17 protein-coding genes are annotated in these 14,615 nt (G+C 71.8%); 8 read left to right on the forward strand and 9 right to left on the reverse strand.

Translation table 11 applies throughout. The features are described from left to right. Positions 1-30 precede the first annotated feature (30 nt). Entirely contained in the window at positions 31-1,302 is a 1,272-nt protein-coding gene (locus ACI797_RS22075; RefSeq protein WP_456861431.1) for an endo-1,4-beta-xylanase, read from the reverse strand. Positions 1,303-1,410: 108 nt separating this feature from the next. Here ACI797_RS22075 and ACI797_RS22080 point away from each other — a divergent pair, with 108 nt between their 5' ends. From ACI797_RS22080 to ACI797_RS22105, 6 genes are all read left to right on the forward strand, one after another. Continuing rightward, positions 1,411-2,697 carry an ABC transporter substrate-binding protein gene (locus ACI797_RS22080; protein ID WP_456861433.1) on the forward strand — a complete coding sequence of 429 codons (1,287 nt, stop codon included), beginning with the start codon at positions 1,411-1,413 and terminating at the stop codon, positions 2,695-2,697. A gap of 7 nt (positions 2,698-2,704) precedes the next feature. After that, positions 2,705-3,682, forward strand: coding sequence for a carbohydrate ABC transporter permease (locus ACI797_RS22085; protein ID WP_456861436.1), 978 nt, complete (start codon positions 2,705-2,707; stop codon positions 3,680-3,682). Positions 3,683-3,713: 31 nt separating this feature from the next. Then, complete coding sequence (locus tag ACI797_RS22090) at positions 3,714-4,553, forward strand: carbohydrate ABC transporter permease (RefSeq protein ID WP_456861437.1); 840 nt, start codon at positions 3,714-3,716, stop codon at positions 4,551-4,553. Positions 4,554-4,840: 287 nt separating this feature from the next. After that, entirely contained in the window at positions 4,841-5,833 is a 993-nt protein-coding gene (locus ACI797_RS22095) for a LacI family DNA-binding transcriptional regulator (protein WP_456861439.1), read from the forward strand. A gap of 399 nt (positions 5,834-6,232) precedes the next feature. Further along, positions 6,233-6,988, forward strand: a complete 756-nt coding sequence (locus ACI797_RS22100) for an ANTAR domain-containing protein (protein ID WP_456861441.1) — start codon at positions 6,233-6,235, stop codon at positions 6,986-6,988. Positions 6,989-7,160: 172 nt separating this feature from the next. Beyond that, the gene (locus tag ACI797_RS22105) at positions 7,161-7,421 is read left to right on the forward strand and encodes a hypothetical protein (RefSeq protein ID WP_456861443.1); all 261 of its coding nucleotides are present in this window, start codon (positions 7,161-7,163) and stop codon (positions 7,419-7,421) included. 95 nt (positions 7,422-7,516) lie between these two features. On the opposite strand, the gene ACI797_RS22110 is transcribed toward ACI797_RS22105, so the two are convergent. The 8 genes from ACI797_RS22110 to ACI797_RS22145 all read right to left on the reverse strand — a co-directional run bounded on the left by ACI797_RS22110 (position 7,517) and on the right by ACI797_RS22145 (position 13,513). Beyond that, positions 7,517-8,155, reverse strand: coding sequence for a GAF and ANTAR domain-containing protein (locus tag ACI797_RS22110; protein ID WP_456861445.1), 639 nt, complete (start codon positions 8,153-8,155; stop codon positions 7,517-7,519). Positions 8,156-8,307: 152 nt separating this feature from the next. Then, a complete protein-coding gene (locus ACI797_RS22115; RefSeq protein WP_456861447.1) occupies positions 8,308-8,733 on the reverse strand; it encodes a LysR family transcriptional regulator in 426 nt (141 codons plus the stop codon). A 64-nt stretch (positions 8,734-8,797) separates the two neighbouring features. Next, positions 8,798-9,442 (reverse strand): DUF1345 domain-containing protein, encoded by a 645-nt coding sequence (locus ACI797_RS22120; RefSeq protein WP_456861449.1) that lies wholly within the window; start codon positions 9,440-9,442, stop codon positions 8,798-8,800. 118 nt (positions 9,443-9,560) lie between these two features. Then, complete coding sequence (locus tag ACI797_RS22125; protein ID WP_456861452.1) at positions 9,561-10,727, reverse strand: zinc-dependent alcohol dehydrogenase; 1,167 nt, start codon at positions 10,725-10,727, stop codon at positions 9,561-9,563. Between the two features lie 5 nt (positions 10,728-10,732). After that, positions 10,733-11,221: a hypothetical protein gene (locus ACI797_RS22130; protein ID WP_456861454.1), complete on the reverse strand. Its 489-nt coding sequence runs from the start codon at positions 11,219-11,221 to the stop codon at positions 10,733-10,735. Further along, positions 11,218-11,793 carry a type 1 glutamine amidotransferase domain-containing protein gene (locus tag ACI797_RS22135; protein ID WP_456861456.1) on the reverse strand — a complete coding sequence of 192 codons (576 nt, stop codon included), beginning with the start codon at positions 11,791-11,793 and terminating at the stop codon, positions 11,218-11,220. Before ACI797_RS22135 ends, ACI797_RS22130 begins: the two co-directional genes overlap by 4 nt. Position 11,794: 1 nt before the next feature. Continuing rightward, a complete protein-coding gene (locus ACI797_RS22140; protein ID WP_456861458.1) occupies positions 11,795-12,949 on the reverse strand; it encodes a glutathione-independent formaldehyde dehydrogenase in 1,155 nt (384 codons plus the stop codon). 324 nt (positions 12,950-13,273) lie between these two features. Further along, positions 13,274-13,513 carry a hypothetical protein gene (locus tag ACI797_RS22145; RefSeq protein WP_456861460.1) on the reverse strand — a complete coding sequence of 80 codons (240 nt, stop codon included), beginning with the start codon at positions 13,511-13,513 and terminating at the stop codon, positions 13,274-13,276. A 195-nt stretch (positions 13,514-13,708) separates the two neighbouring features. Here ACI797_RS22145 and ACI797_RS22150 point away from each other — a divergent pair, with 195 nt between their 5' ends. Then, on the forward strand, positions 13,709-14,086 hold the full coding sequence (locus tag ACI797_RS22150) for a DUF2267 domain-containing protein (RefSeq protein WP_456861461.1): 378 nt from the start codon (positions 13,709-13,711) through the stop codon (positions 14,084-14,086). Between the two features lie 147 nt (positions 14,087-14,233). Further along, the gene (locus ACI797_RS22155) at positions 14,234-14,452 is read left to right on the forward strand and encodes a hypothetical protein (protein WP_456861463.1); all 219 of its coding nucleotides are present in this window, start codon (positions 14,234-14,236) and stop codon (positions 14,450-14,452) included. Positions 14,453-14,615: the final 163 nt, after the last annotated feature.

Genomic DNA, 14,615 nt, shown 5'->3' on the forward strand with positions numbered 1-14,615 from the left:
GCCGAGGCCTGTCCTGCTCCGGTCCGGCGGTCAGGCGAGGGTGACCTCCTGCTGCGGCGAGTCCTGCCGCAGCGTCCAGGTCCCGGAGTCCTCCCCCACCGACACCGCGTAGTCACCAGCCCATCCACGGACGGTGACCCGGCCTTCGCCGTCGGTCCGCAGACGGGTGGGTGCCAGCCACCAGTCCCCCTTGACCAGGCCCCGGAGGGCGTCGTAGGCCGGCTTGGGAGTGCCGTCGGCGCGCACCAGTCCGGCAGGGGCGCCGAGCCAGGCCCCTCGGTCGGTGATCCCCCAGTAGGTCACGGCCTCGACCGCCGGGTGGCCCAGCAGCGTCCGGTAGTGGCGGACGATGTCGTCGGCCTGCCGCTCCTCCCCCGCCGGCGTGGAGGGCCACTGCGGGACCTGGTGGTCGTTCAGGTCCACGATCTCCGGCGGCATCAGGTCCCCGGACACGAGGGTCGTCTCGGTCCAGTGCAGAGGGAGGCCGTAGCGGGAGAACCGCTCCAGGACCTCCAGCGTCCGCTCCTCGCCCCAGTAGCCCTGGTGCATGTGGCTCTGCAGGCCGATCGCGTCGACCCGCACCCCGGCCTCCAGGACGCCCTCGATGAGGCACTCGTAGGCCGTCGACAGGTTGAAGTCGTTCAGGACCAGGGTCGTCGCCGGGTTCGCCGCGCGCGCTTCCTCGAAGGCCAGCCGGATCGTCGGGATGCGACCGATGCGACGGCACAGGCGGGTGATCGCGTTCTGCCGGTCCTCGTTCGCGAAGACCGGCATGATCACCACCTCGTTGATCGCGTCCCAGGTGTCGATCAGCCCCGCGAAGGTCGTGACCTCCCGCTGGATCCTCGCCCGCACGATCCTCTCGGCGTCCTCGTCGGAGCACTCCCTCAGCCAGTCCGGGGCGAGGGTGTGCCAGACCAGCGGGTGCCCCTTGAGCGCCACCCCCCGGTCGCGGAACCACCTGGCCGCGCTCTGCAGTCGCCGGGTGTCGGGCTGTCCCTCCACCGGTTCGAAGCCCGCCCAGTAGAACGGGAGGGTCGCGGTGTTGAACAGGTCGAGCCACAGGTCCTCGAGCCGCTCGGCCGCCTCGGGGTCGGCCCCGCCGAAGACGTTCTCGCGGGCCCCGCCGTGCTCCCCGTTGGCCAGGCCGACGAAGTCGAAGCCGATGTTCCCGAAGGCGAAGTCGTGCCGGACCTGCTCGACCAGCACCTCCGTGCCAGCACAAGGCGATCCATCGGCGTGCCGCACCGTCAGCGCCACTTCCGCCCGGCGCAGCGCGTCGACGTCGACTGAGGGGGTCATGGTCGGAAATCGTTATCGACAACGATTGACATCGCAAGTCCCGAGCTGACATCTTCGCCGGTGTGTTCCACGCCACCGCGGCGTGCGGCGAGACGAAGGGGTCAGAACATGCGGCGTTCGAGGCGAGCTGCGCTCGCGGTGCTGTGCAGCAGCGCCGTCCTGCTGGGTGCCACGGCATGCGGGGGTGACGGCGGCTCAGGAGATGACGCCAACACCATCACGTGGTGGCACAACTCGAACAACGAGCCCGGGAGGGGCTTCTACGAGCAGGTGGCCAGAGACTTCGAGGCGGCCAACCCCGGGGTGAACGTCGAGGTCACCGCGATGGCGCACGAGGACATGGTCGACAAGCTGGAGGCCGCCTTCCAGAGCGGCGACGTGCCGGACGTCTTCATGGAGCGCGGCGGCGGTGAGCTCGCCGACCGCGTGGAGGCCGGCGTGGTCCGCGATCTGTCGGAGGACGCCGCGGAGGAGATCGAGAGCCTCGGCGTCGACCTGTCCGGATGGCAGGTCGACGGCCAGACCTACGCGCTGCCGTTCTCCGTCGGCGTCGTCGGGTTCTGGTACAACGAGGACCTCTTCGCACAGGCGGGGATCCAGGCGCCGCCGACCACGATGGAGGAGCTGTACTCCGCCGTCGAGACGCTGAAGAGCGCCGGCATCACGCCCATCTCGGTCGGCGCGGGCGACAAGTGGCCCGCCGCCCACTACTGGTACTACACGGCGCTGCGGTCCTGCTCCCAGGACGTCCTCGAGGACGCGGTGACCAGCCTCGACTTCTCCGACCCGTGCTTCGTCCAGGCCGGCGAGGAGGTCGAGAACCTGCTGGCCACCGAGCCCTTCAACCCCGGCTTCCTCACGACGCCGGCGCAGGAGGGGGCTGCCTCCGCCTCCGGCCTGCTCGCGACGGGGCAGGTCGCGATGGAGCTGGCCGGTCACTGGGAGCCGGGTGTGATGCAGGGGCTCACCGAGAACGGCGAGGGCCTCGGTGACAAGACCGGCTGGTTCCCGTTCCCGGCGGTCGAGGACGGCGAGGGCGACCCGACCGCCCAGCTCGGTGGTGGTGACGCCTGGGCCGTCTCGGAGGGCGCACCCGACGCGGCGGTCGACCTCGTCAAGTACCTGCTCTCCGACGAGGTGCAGCAGGGCTTCGCGGAGAACGACATGGGGCTCCCGACGAACTCCACCGCCACTGGCTCCGTGTCCGACCCGGCGCTCGCCCAGCTGATCGAGGTCCGCGACGCGGCACCGTTCATCCAGCTCTACTTCGACACCGCGTTCGGGGCGTCGGTCGGCGGTGCGATGAACGACGAGGTCGCGCTGCTGTTCGCGGGCGAGGCGTCGCCGCAGGACGTCGTGGACGCCACCCAGCAGGCAGCCGATCAGGAGGGGTGACCCCGCGATGACCTCCCAGGGGACCGTGACAGCGGCGGACCCCGGTGCAGCGGTCACCCGGCGCGCATCCGCGCGCCGGGTGACCGGCCGCCCCGGTGGCGGGAAGGGCCGGCAGCGCCTCGAGATCCTCTTCTTCGTGGCGCCGGCCCTGGTGCTGATGGGGCTGTTCGTCGTCTACCCGGTGTTCTCGGCGGCCCGGATGTCGTTCTACCGCTGGAAGGGCTTCGGCCCCATGGTGGACTTCGTCGGGCTGCAGAACTACATCAACGTGCTGAGCGACGAGGTCTTCACCGACGCGGTCGGGCACAACTTCCTGATCGTCTTCGCGTCGATCCTCGTGCAGCTGCCACTGGGTCTGGCGCTCGCGCTGCTGCTCAACCGCCGCATCAGGGCGCGGGGGCTGCTGCGGACGATCATCTTCGTCCCGTACGTGCTGGCCGAGGTGATCGCCGGCGTCGTGTGGTTCCAGCTGCTGCAGCCGGGCACCGGTGTCATCGAGACCCTGCTGTCGTCGGTGGGTATCCCGACCCCCGAGCAGGGTTTCCTCGGCACACCCGACCTCGCACTGACGACGGTCTTCGTCGTGCTCACGTGGAAGTACCTCGGCTTGGCGGTGCTGCTCTTCCTCGCCGGTCTGCAGGGCGTTCCCGACGAGCTCCACGAAGCGGCGCAGCTCGACGGCGCCGGGTGGTGGCAGATCCAGCGCCGCATCTCGATCCCGCTGCTCGCGCCGACCATCCGGACCTGGTGCTTCCTGTCCATGATCGGTGCGCTGCAGCTCTTCGACATGGTGTGGATCCTGACCGGTGGGGGGCCGGCGAACGCGACGACCACGATGGCGACGTACCTGGTCAGCCAGGGCACGCAGCGCGCCAACTACGGGATCGCCGGCGCCGCATCGGTCGTGCTGTTCCTGATCGGGTTCGTGATGGCGGTCGCCTACCAGTTCCTGGTGCTGCGCCGGGACACGAAGGGCGACGCATGATCCTCGAACCTGCACCCCGGAGGAGGACGCTGTGAGAGCGCGACGGTCGGCGGCGTACGGGCGGGGTGGCCCGTTCGTCTACCTGGTGGCCCTGGCGGTCGTGGCGGTCACGCTCGGCCCGGTGCTCTACGGCGCACTCGGTGGTTTCCGCACCAACGAGCAGCTGGCGCGCGATCCCGCGGCGCTTCCCGACCCGTGGACGCTGCGCAACTACGCGGCCGTCTTCACGGACTCCGACTTCTGGGTCTACGCCTTCAACTCGACGGCGATCGCCCTCCTCACGACGGCGGTGGCCGTGCTCGCCGGGGTGATGGCCGCGTACCCGCTGGCGCGCTACCAGTTCAAGTTCCGCGAGCCGCTGTTCATGGTGTTCGTCCTGGGGCTGCTCTTCCCGGCAGCCGTGGCGATCATCCCGCTGTTCATCCTGGTGACGCGCGACCTGCAGCTCGGCAACACCTGGTGGGGCGTCGCGCTACCGCAGGCGGCGTTCGCGCTGCCGACCACGGTCGTGATCCTGCGGCCCTTCCTCATGGCGCTGCCCAAGGAGCTCGAGGAGGCGGCCCTGATCGACGGCGCCTCCCGGATCGGCATCTTCTGGAGGATCGCCGTCCCCCTGTCGATGCCTGGACTCGTCACCGTGGGCGTCCTCGCCTTCGTCGCATCCTGGAACGCCTACCTGCTCCCCCTGCTCCTGCTGCAGGGCGAGATGCGCACCCTGCCCCTGGGGGTGGCGGACTACTCGACCGAGCACTCGGCCGACACCGCCGGCGTGCTGGCCTTCACGACCATCGCCATGATCCCCGCCCTCCTGCTCTTCCTGGCGATGCAGCGGCGCATCGTCAACGGGCTCCAGGGGGCGGTCAAGGGCTGAGCCCGGCGCCCACCTCGAGAGGCCGTGGTGGGTCGGGGCTCCAGTTCCTGGCCGCCGTCGCCGATGTTCTCGACAGTGGAGCCGGCAGTCCGCAAAGGTCGTGGGTGGTGGTGCGGCCTGCCCCTCCGCGATCGGCAAGCACGCATGGCGGTCAGGCCTGACAACCTGGCAGTCGAGGACCGACCGAGAAGAGGTTGATCATGGAACTCGACACATCCCTGGACGACGTCGTCAGCCCAGGCCTGTTCGTCGGCCCGGGGCACGCGACTCCCAGCAGCCGGGTCACGATGCAGCAGGTGGCGGCGGAAGCCGGCGTCTCGATCTCCACCGTGTCGAAGGTCATCAACGGGCGGTACGGCGTGTCCGCCGAGACCGTCGAGCACGTCACGCGGGTCATCAACCGGCTCGGCTACGAGGCGAGCCTCGTCGCGCGCAGCCTCCGGAACCGCCGCACCAACGTCGTGGGCGTGCTCGTCATGGACTTCGAGCCCTTCAGCACCGAGGTCCTGAAGGGCGTCGCCGACGCCGTTCACGGCTCCGGCTACGAGCTGATCGCCTACTCCGCCGGTGGCCACCTGGAGGAGCACGTGGGTTGGGAGCGGCGATCCCTGACCCGACTGATGGCCACCCTCGTCGACGGGGCCGTCCTCGTCACGCCGACCGTGACGGACGTGCATGCCGACGGACCGGTGGTGGCGGTCGATCCGCACACCGGTCCCTCCCGGCTGCCCTCCGTGGCTGCGGACAACCTGCAGGGCGCCCGGCTGGGCGTGGAGCACCTCCTCGGGTTGGGGCACACCCGGATCGGCATGATCACGGGGCGGTCGGACCTGCTGTCCGCGCAGCAGAGGGAGCAGGGCTACCGCGAGGCGCTCGACGCCGCGGGACTGAGCGTGGACGAGTCGTTGGTGCGGTCCGGCGGCTTCGAACCGGAACGCGCGCGCGAGGCGGCTCGCGAACTGCTCTCGCTCTCCCAGCCGCCGACCGCCGTCTTCGCGGCGAACGATCTCTCGGCGCTGATGACGACGGAAGTCGCGGCGGAGCTCGGTATGGACGTGCCGCGTCAGCTCTCCGTGGTGGGTTTCGACAACATCCCGGAGTCCGCGCTCGCCGATCCCCCGCTCACCACGGTGCAGCAGCCGATCCGGAGGATGGGTCAGGAGGCTGCGCGCATGCTCCTGGCGCTCATCTCCGGCGAAGAGGTCGCCGATCTCCACCGCACCCTTGCCACCTCCCTCGTGCGCCGGGCGTCCACCGCCGCTCCGCAGCAGGCGTCCTGACCCAGCCGATCGCGGGCCGGCGCCCCTGGCAGTCGGGGCGGCGGACCGCACCCGCACAGGCGGCCTCGGGGACAGCAGAACGGAGTGCGCTGAGACGGGGTTCCGTCGCGGAGAACCCCGCCTCAGCGCACTCCGTCGCCGCACGGGATGAGCCCGCGGAGCGTTGGACACCCCAGTCCCGTTCTGCGGCCGAGAACGGGACCTGAGCCCGCGCCGCCCGGGAACGCCCGGCCGTCACCACTGCCCATTTCCCTCACGGGGCGCGTACCGTCGCACCCAGCGGCGATGTGCACGTGCGTCGACACCGCGTCCAGCAGCGGCGTACCGCGATGCGGGACCTCGATGGGGTCCCGCTGCCGAGGTCACCCCGCCCCCGGTGTCACGACCGGAGGCCCCGCCGTGGACGACCAGCGGAACCGTCAGCCCGCGAGCGCCACCGAGGCGCTGGAGCAGCTCGGCCGGCTGTCCCTGCGCGAGCTGTCGATGGACACCTTGCTGCAGACGGTGGCCGGCCTGACCAGCGCGGTCATGCCCGGGAACCCCGACGCCTCGGTGCTGCTGCTGGTCAAGGACCGCCCCACCACGGTGGTGTCCACCGGGCAGCTCGCCGTCGACCTCGACGAGACGCAGTACGAGCGCGGCCACGGCCCGTGCCTGCACGCCGCCCGCACCGGACAGCTGACCGAGATCACGGACACCCGCACCGACACCCGCTGGCCGGACTACACGCGGCGCGCGGCCGAACGCGGCAACCTCAGCTCCCTGTCCATCCCTCTGCTCATCGGGGAGGACGCACAGGCGACCGGGGCGCTGAACATCTACGCCCGCCGGCCCCACGCCTTCGACGAGGACAGCCGGTCCGCGGCCACCCGGTTCGGCCCGTACGCCGCGGTCGCGGCCGGCAACCTGCACGCCTACCAGAACGCCCGCGACATGGCCGACAACCTGCAGCGCGCGCTCGAGTCCCGCGCGGTGATAGACCAGGCCAAGGGCGTGCTCATGGAGCGGCACACGCTGACCCCGGATCAAGCCTTCCAGCTCCTGGCGCGCGCCTCCATCTACAGCAACCGGAAGGTGCGCGACATCGCCGAACACCTCGTGCACACCGGCGAGCTCCCCGGCACCTCCCCGCGCGACGACCGCGGTCGTCACTGACCCGGCAGCCGCCGCAGAGAAGCCACCGCGCTCCCGACCTACCGCCGTCGCCCGGCTCCATCCACCGCGACGGTCACGTCCCCACCGCCCTGAGTCACGGGGCCACCCCTCAGCCCACGCGTCGCCGGAGGCCCGGTGCAGCAAACCCGCCGTCCGGCGCGGAAGGAAACCCGTGACCAGCACCGCCGTAGCCTGCCCCTTGACCGTCGTCGCCCGGTGGCTCGGGGGCTTGGAGTCGGACTCGCTGTGGTGGGCCTACCTCGAGTGCGGCGGAAACCGGTCCCGCACCGATCTGGCCGACTACCTCGCCGGTACCGCTCTCTGGCCGGACTCCGAGCACAACGCCTTGTCGCAGGCCTTGAACGAAGCCCTGTGGGACGTCGGCAGTCCCAGCCTCGTCCCGATCCGGGCCGCTCTCACCGATCGGCACTAGGACGTCACACCTGTACATGGTCCACCCTTGACCGCCGCCGCCCCCTGCGGCGGCGTGCTCGCCCACCAGGCCAGATCGGCGTCGTCACCCAGGGGTCAATGTCCGAGGGCGCCGGTCTGGGCCACGTGCTCGGCGACCTCCGTGAGCTTGCGGTTGGTGTCCTGGCTGGTCTTGACCAGCAGAGCGAACGCCACGTCCGCCGTGATCTTGTAGCGCTCCATCAGGATGCCTTTGGCCTGACCGATGACGTCGCGGCTGGCCAGGGCGGTGGTGACGTGGTGGAGGTCCCGGGCAGCGGCGACCCCTATCGCGGCGTGGCTGGCGAACAGCAGACCGATCCGCTCGGACTCGTCGGTGAACGCCCCGGGCCGGCGGGCCATCAGGTTCAGGGCGCCGAGGTCGCTCTCGTGCACGAACAGCTGGATGCACAGCATGCTGGCCACGCCGAGCTCCGAGGTGGCCCGGCGGGCCAGCTCCGGCCACCGCGGGTCGGTGGCCAGGTCGTCGACGCGCACGGTGACCTGCTCGTACATGGCATCCAGGCACGGGCCCTGACCCACCTCCTGCTGCAGGTCGTCGAACCGTCGCGCTCGCTCGCCGCTGGCCGCGGCCGACACCACCCGCCGGCGACCCTGCACCAGGCTGACGGAGGCCTCCTCCGCTCCCGGGATCGTTCCCGCGACCGCCGAGACGATCAGCTCCATGACCGCCGCGGCGTCGCTCTGGTGCTGCATCTCCCGCGCCAGGTCGGACAGCCGCTGGGAGAGGTCGTGACGGACGGCGTCACCGGTCGCCTGCGCCGAGGGCTGCCCTCGACGGTCGTCGGGTGCAGCCTCCGCACCCGTCCGCCGACGCTCGTCACCCGAAGGTCCGGGCGGGTCAGGACTCATCCGGCCCACCTCCGCACTCTGGCACGACCTTCGGGCGACCGGAATGCGCACCCGCCGGTTGGGGCAGGCGAGGGTGGTGGAGGCGGGCACCGAAGGTCCTGGCGGAGTCCACCCCCCGCGCTGAGCGCGGTCAGCTGCGGCAGGGTCTCGACCCCCCGGGCGCCATGCAGCGCGGCCCGGGCGGGTTGGAGGGGAGCGCGGCCGGCATCGGTCAGCCCGGCTCCCTGGCGGCCGCGGATGAACAGGTCGGCGCCGAGCTCCTTCTCCAGGGCCAGCAGGGACGCCGACAGGCTCGACTGGACCATGTGCAACCGCGCTGCGGCGCGCGTGATCGACCCCTCATCGACCACCGCCACGAAGTCCTCCAGCTGCCTGAGCTCCACCCCGACCGCCTCTGTCCAGCTTCCCGGGTCGTCCAGCACCTCGGGGGCGCGGGAGGGCGGACGGAGGTCGCTCGAGCTGCCGATGGGACCGGCGCGGCGGCAGCTATCCCTGCCCCAGGTTGGTGACGAGGTTGACGGCCACGGCGATGACGACGGTGCCGAACAGGTAGGACAGCAGAGCGTGCCCGAGGGCGACCTTGCGGATCGACGTGTCCGCGATCTGGGTGTCCGGTACCGCGAAGCTCATCCCGACGGTGAACGCGATGTAGGCGAAGTCGCTGTAGGCAGGCGGCTCACGTTGGCCGAAGTCGATGCCGCCGTCCCCGCCGGAGTAGTACTCACGCGCGTACTTGAGGGCGAAGACCGTGTTGACCAGCGCCCACGACAGGACCACCACCAGGACGCCGAGCACCACGGTGGCGACGCCGACGGGGTCCTTCGAGCTGGACCGGACGAGGCCCTCGACGACGGCGGCGAGGCTGGCCACCGCGGCGCCCAGCACGGCCGTGTCCGTGACGCGGGTCTGCCCCTCCTCCTCGGCCAGCCGTTTGGTCCCCGCCGAGTCGCGCGGCCAGCTGATCCGCCAGACCCAGAACAGCAGGCCGCCGGCGGCGACGATCCAGCCGACGAGCACCGCGACCTCGGGGACGCCGGCGACCACGGCCAGCCCGGCCGCGAGGAGGCCGCCGCCGAGGCAGATCAGCAGGCGGCGCCACGACAGGATCGTGGGCCGGCGGCCCCCCTCCACCGCCGTCCTACCGGGTGCGAGGCTCACCCGGTCGCCCCGCACCGGGCCGGCCCGGGCCCGGCGCCGGTCCACCGCCCGGCTCGGCGCCGGGGACCGGGGCGGCCCGCCGGTCCGCGTCTCAGCCACCCGGACGGAACACGGCACGAACGCACCCGTCCTCCTTCTCCTTGAACATCCGGTAGCCCTTCGGCCCGTCGTCGAGCGGCATCACGTGGGTGGCCAGGTGCTCGGTCCTCACCTCGTCCCGGCTCATGCGGTCGAGGATCTCCGGGACGTAGCGGTGCCCGTGCTGCTGGGCGCCGCGCAGGGTCAGCGCCTTGTTCATCACCGCGCCGAGAGGGAACTTGTCCACGAGGCCGGCGAAGACGCCGAGGGTGAACACCGTCCCGCCCTTGCGGCAGGCGTAGATCGCCTCGCGCACCGCCGTGGGCCGGTCCGTCTGCAGCCGCATCTGCTGTTTCACCTGGTCGTAGAGGTACTGCGGACCCGGGTGGTGCGCCTCCATGCCCACCGCCTCGATGCAGACGTCCGGTCCCCGGCCGCCGGTCATCTCGCGCAGCTCGGCGGGGACGTCGACCTCCTCGTAGTCGAGGGTCTCCGCCCCGATGTGCGTGCGGACCTGCTCGAGCCGGTTGTCGAACCGGTCGATGACGACGACCCGCTCAGCGCCCATGAGCATCGCCGCGCGGGCGGCCATCTGACCCACTCCCCCAGCACCCCACACCGCGACGACGTCACCCGGCCGGACCTCGGCCTGGTGCGCCCCCGTCCAGCCGGTGGGTGCGGCGTCGGAGGCGAACAGCGCCCGCTCGTCGGAGACGCCGTCCGGGATGGTGAACGCCCCGTTGTCGGCGTAGGGCACCCGGATGTAGGGCGCGTGGCTGCCCGCCCAGCCGCCCATGGCGTGGGAGTACCCGAAGCAGCCGCCGATCGACTGGCCCCACAGCGCCTCGGTGATCCCCGGGTTCGGATTGCCGTTGTCGCACAGCGACCACAGCCCCTGCTTGCAGTACCAGCACTGCCCGCAGCCGATGAAGGAGACCACCACCACGCGGTCACCGACCCGGTGCTTGGTCACGCCGCGCCCGACTTCGGCGACCGTGCCCATGAACTCGTGCCCGAGCACGTCACCGGCGCGCATCGCGGGGATGTAGCCGCCCAGCAGGTGCAGGTCCGAGCCGCAGGTCACCGACAGCCCGACCTCGAGGATGATGTCGTGGTCGTTGAGGATCTTCGGCTCCGGGACGTCCTCCACACCCACCTCGTTGACGCCCCGCCAGGTCACCGCCTTCACCGCACACCTGCCTTGGGCGCCACCTTGGTCCACGCCTCCAGGAGCACGCCGCCGGGGGTGGCCGTCCGCTTCCCGTGGGGCGCGGGGTCCACCGCCAGCACCTCACCCACCTCGATGAGCTGCTTGGCCCGGCGCAGTGCGGACCGCAGTTCGGCCTGCGGGTCGCTGCCGTTCAGCCGGCCGAGAGCGGTGCCCTTCGACGGCCGGTCGCGCAGCCGGGCAGCCAGCTCGGTGCCCTTGCTGTCCGCGGCCGGACGGACGAGGACCTCGACCCGGTCGCCGAGCTCGGCCAAGGGCCCGGGCAGCGCGGTCGGATCGATCTCGGACGGCTCGCGGAACACCGTCACCACGAGCCACCCGGACGACGACTGGCCCGCCCCGGCCGGCCGGGCAGAGGACGGGTCGATGGCCGAGCGGACCTGGCGGACGACGGTCCCGCCGGCGCGGGCGGCGAGGGACGCCACGTTCCCGATGGAGGAGGTCATGCGCGGCCTCCCGCTCCGGCCGGCTGCGGGGCGGCGGCGAACTCCTGCACGATCCGCTCGCAGAACGCCGGCAGGTCGTCGGGAGACCGGCTCGTGGTGATGTTGCCGTCGGTGACGACCTCCTCGTCGACCACCTCCGCGCCCGCGTTGCGCAGGTCGGTGCGGATGCTCGGGAACGACGTCAGCCGTCGGCCGCGCGCGACGTCGGCCTCGACGAAGTTCCACGGGCCGTGGCAGATGGAGGCGACGGGCTTGCCCGACCGGACGAAGTCGCGGACGAACTGCACCGCGGCGGGTTGCATCCGCAGCTGGTCCGGGTTGACCGTGCCGCCGGGGAGGAGCAGGGCGTCGTACTCGTCCACCGACGCCGCGCCGACCAGGCGATCGACCCCGAAGGTGCCGGCGTCCTCCAGGTCGTTGTTCCGTGCCGCGATCTCGCCGTCGTGGATCGACAGCAGGTCGGTCCGTGCACCCGCGTCGTCCAGGGCCCGGCGCGGCTGCTCGAGCTCGACCCGCTCCACCCCGTCGGCCGCCAGGATCGCGACCCGTCGTCCGTTCAGCTCTCCTGCCATGTCAGGCACCCGCCATGGCCGGGTGCAGGACGACCTTGGTCCAGCCGTCGTCCCGGTTGTCGAAGTGCTCGTAGGCCTCCGGGGCCTGGTCCAGCGGCAGCTCGTGGCTGACGATGAACGACGGCTCGGCCTTGCCCCCGGCGATCAGGTCGCGCAGCTGCCGGTTGTATCTCTTGACCGGCGCCTGGCCGCTGCCGATGTGCTGGCCCTTGAACCAGAACATGCCGAAGTCGAAGGCGAGCTTGCCCTGCTTCGCCAGCTCGTCGCCGGCGCCGGGGTCCTGCGGCACGAAGACGCCGACGGTGCCGATCGTCCCGGTGAACCGCACCGAGGCGACCAGCCGGTTCATCGTCAGGTTGGCCTGCTCCTGCCCGTCGGGCTCGTGCGCCTGGTAGCCGACGCACTCGCAGCCGTTGTCCGCCCCCAGCCCCATCGTCTCGTCGAGGACGGCCTGCACCGGATCGACCTTCGAGTCGTCGATGGCGATCGCGCCGATCGACTCGGCCAGCTTGAGCCGGTCGGGCTGCCGGTCGACGACCATCACCTTGCCGGCCCCCCGGATGGTCGCCGAGAGGGCGGCCATCAGCCCGACCGGGCCGGCTCCGTAGATGACCGTCTGGTCGCCGGGCTTCACGCCCGCCATCTCGGTGGCGTGGTAGCCGGTCGGGAAGATGTCGGCGAGCATCACGTAGTCGGTCTGGCGCTGCTCCGCGTCCTCACCCAGCCGCAGGCAGTTGAAGTCACCCCAGGGCACGCGCAGCAGCTCGGCCTGTCCCCCGCCGTACGGGCCCATGTCGGCGAAGCCGTACGCGGCACCGGCCATCTTCGGCTCCGGCTGCGCGGTCAGGCAGTAGTTCGTGAGCTGCCGCTCGCAGTTCTTGCAGTGCCCGCAGGCGATGTTGAACGGCAGGACGACCCAGTCGCCCACGCGGACCTTGTCGACCCCGTCGCCGACCTCGATCACCTGACCCAGGTTCTCGTGCCCGAACCAGCGGCCGGTCTCGAAGTCGGTCCGGCCCTCGTACATGTGCAGGTCCGAACCGCAGATGTTCGCCGAGGTGATCCGCACCAGCACGTCGGTCGGCCGCTCGATCCGCGCGTCCGGTACGTCCTTCACGCTGACCTGCCGGGGTCCGTCGTAGACGACTGCCTTCACGTTGCCTCCTCGTTCGTTGCGGTCATGGAGAGCGGCCCGAGGGTCGGCCGTGGCGACGCCGGGCGCTCGTCCATCCGACCCCGAGGCGAGGATGCGGCGGTATCGGCAGACATACCGATACGGGCCGGTCGACGTCCCCGGCCGCGCTCATGACTGGAGGCGGCGCGAGGGGACACGGGTCGTCCCGTCGAGGAGAGAGGGTCGCCGAGGTCGCCGGGCACGGGTCAGCCTCGGGTGCGGCAGGGGGAACCGGGCGACGGCACGCGGCGCCTGCTCCCGCTCCGGGAGCCGTGCCCAGGTGTGCGCGGGATCAGCTGCGCACGGTCAGGTGCGGGGTGCGAGTTCGTACACCGGTCCCAGATCGGTACGGCTGGTGTCGGCGACCTCGTGCAGGATCTTCGGCTCGGTGTGCAGCAACCGGTGGACGGCGATCCGCGCCTGCTCGAGGTTCAGACCGGCACCACGGGCGATGTCCTGGAGGTGCGGGGCGCCGGGACCGACCTCGGCCTCGGCCACCGTCCGGTACACCGCGGCGTCGTCCCCCGACAGGTCTTCGACTCGCATGGCGGTCCTCCCCGGGACGGCAGCTCGACACCGCGGTCGGCGTCGCAGGAGGCGTACCCGGCAACAGCATCGGCACGCGAACGGCGCGCGGACATCGGCAGGTCTGCCGATGGCGTCCCTCGGCGACATCCTCCAGGTTGGAGCAAACGCCGACGTCTGACGCGTCCGGTCTCCGGGGGACCGCGAGGAGGAGAAGTGCAGTACGACGACTTCGTCTCGTCCGTGCAGGCCCGCGGCGGGCGCCCCCGCGACGAGACCGAGACGCTCGTCCATGCGACGTTGCGCGTGCTGGCCGAGCGGCTCACCGCCGGGGAGGCCGACGACCTGCGTGCCCAGCTGCCCGGGGACCTGCACGCCGACCTCATCCCGCCGGAGCCGGAGGCGCAGCCCTTCGGGCCCGACGAGTTCGCTCGACGGGTCGCCCGGATGGCGCGCGTGCCCGAGGCGGAGGCGCGGGAGGGGATGGTCGCCGTCCTCGCCACGACCCGCGACGCGGTCGAACCCGGCGAGTTCGACGACGTGCTGGCCCAGCTGGGCGCGGAGTTCGCCCGGCTCGTGCCCGGGTCGAGGTAGGGCAGAGGTGACGTCCCCACCCGACCAGGTCGTGGTCTCTCCGCGACCCGGACGACCTCCGGGTCTGGATGCGGCCGGTGCGGCCCGGCGCAGAACCGTTGCCCGTTGCGTGATCACGGATACCGAACGACACCGGATGGAGGAGTTGTGAGCGAGCGAGAACTCGAGGAGACCGGCACCGGGGAAGCCGCCAAGCGCATCGGTCAGGCGCCGACGACCACGGACGTGACCGATCCGGAGCGGTCCTCCCGGAACACCGCTGCCGGCTCCGGTTCCGAGCCGGGCGAGGGCCCGGTCCAGCCGGCAGCCGACGAGGGGGTGGATCCCTCGGCCAGCATCGAACCCCACAACGAGGGGCTCGTCTGAGCACCGCCACCCGTACGAGGGCTCCCGGGGGGGGGGGGGGGCGGGCGGGGGGGGGGGGGGGGGGGGGGGGGGGGGGGGGGGGGGGGGGGGGGGGCCGGGGGGGGGGGGGGGGCGCCCGCCCCCCCCCCCCGACGCGCGGGCGGCGGAGCTGGCGGCGTACGCC

The organism is Geodermatophilus sp. SYSU D00691 (assembly GCF_054050275.1).

Coding starts and splice junctions, on each gene's coding strand:
- ACI797_RS22075 (WP_456861431.1), bottom strand. CDS start 1,302: ATGACCCCCTCAGTCGACGTCGACGCGCTGCGCCGGGCGGAAGTGGCG.
- ACI797_RS22080 (WP_456861433.1), top strand. CDS start 1,411: ATGCGGCGTTCGAGGCGAGCTGCGCTCGCGGTGCTGTGCAGCAGCGCC.
- ACI797_RS22085 (WP_456861436.1), top strand. CDS start 2,705: ATGACCTCCCAGGGGACCGTGACAGCGGCGGACCCCGGTGCAGCGGTC.
- ACI797_RS22095 (WP_456861439.1), top strand. CDS start 4,841: ATGCAGCAGGTGGCGGCGGAAGCCGGCGTCTCGATCTCCACCGTGTCG.
- ACI797_RS22110 (WP_456861445.1), bottom strand. CDS start 8,155: ATGCAGCACCAGAGCGACGCCGCGGCGGTCATGGAGCTGATCGTCTCG.
- ACI797_RS22130 (WP_456861454.1), bottom strand. CDS start 11,221: ATGACCTCCTCCATCGGGAACGTGGCGTCCCTCGCCGCCCGCGCCGGC.
- ACI797_RS22135 (WP_456861456.1), bottom strand. CDS start 11,793: ATGGCAGGAGAGCTGAACGGACGACGGGTCGCGATCCTGGCGGCCGAC.
- ACI797_RS22145 (WP_456861460.1), bottom strand. CDS start 13,513: ATGCGAGTCGAAGACCTGTCGGGGGACGACGCCGCGGTGTACCGGACG.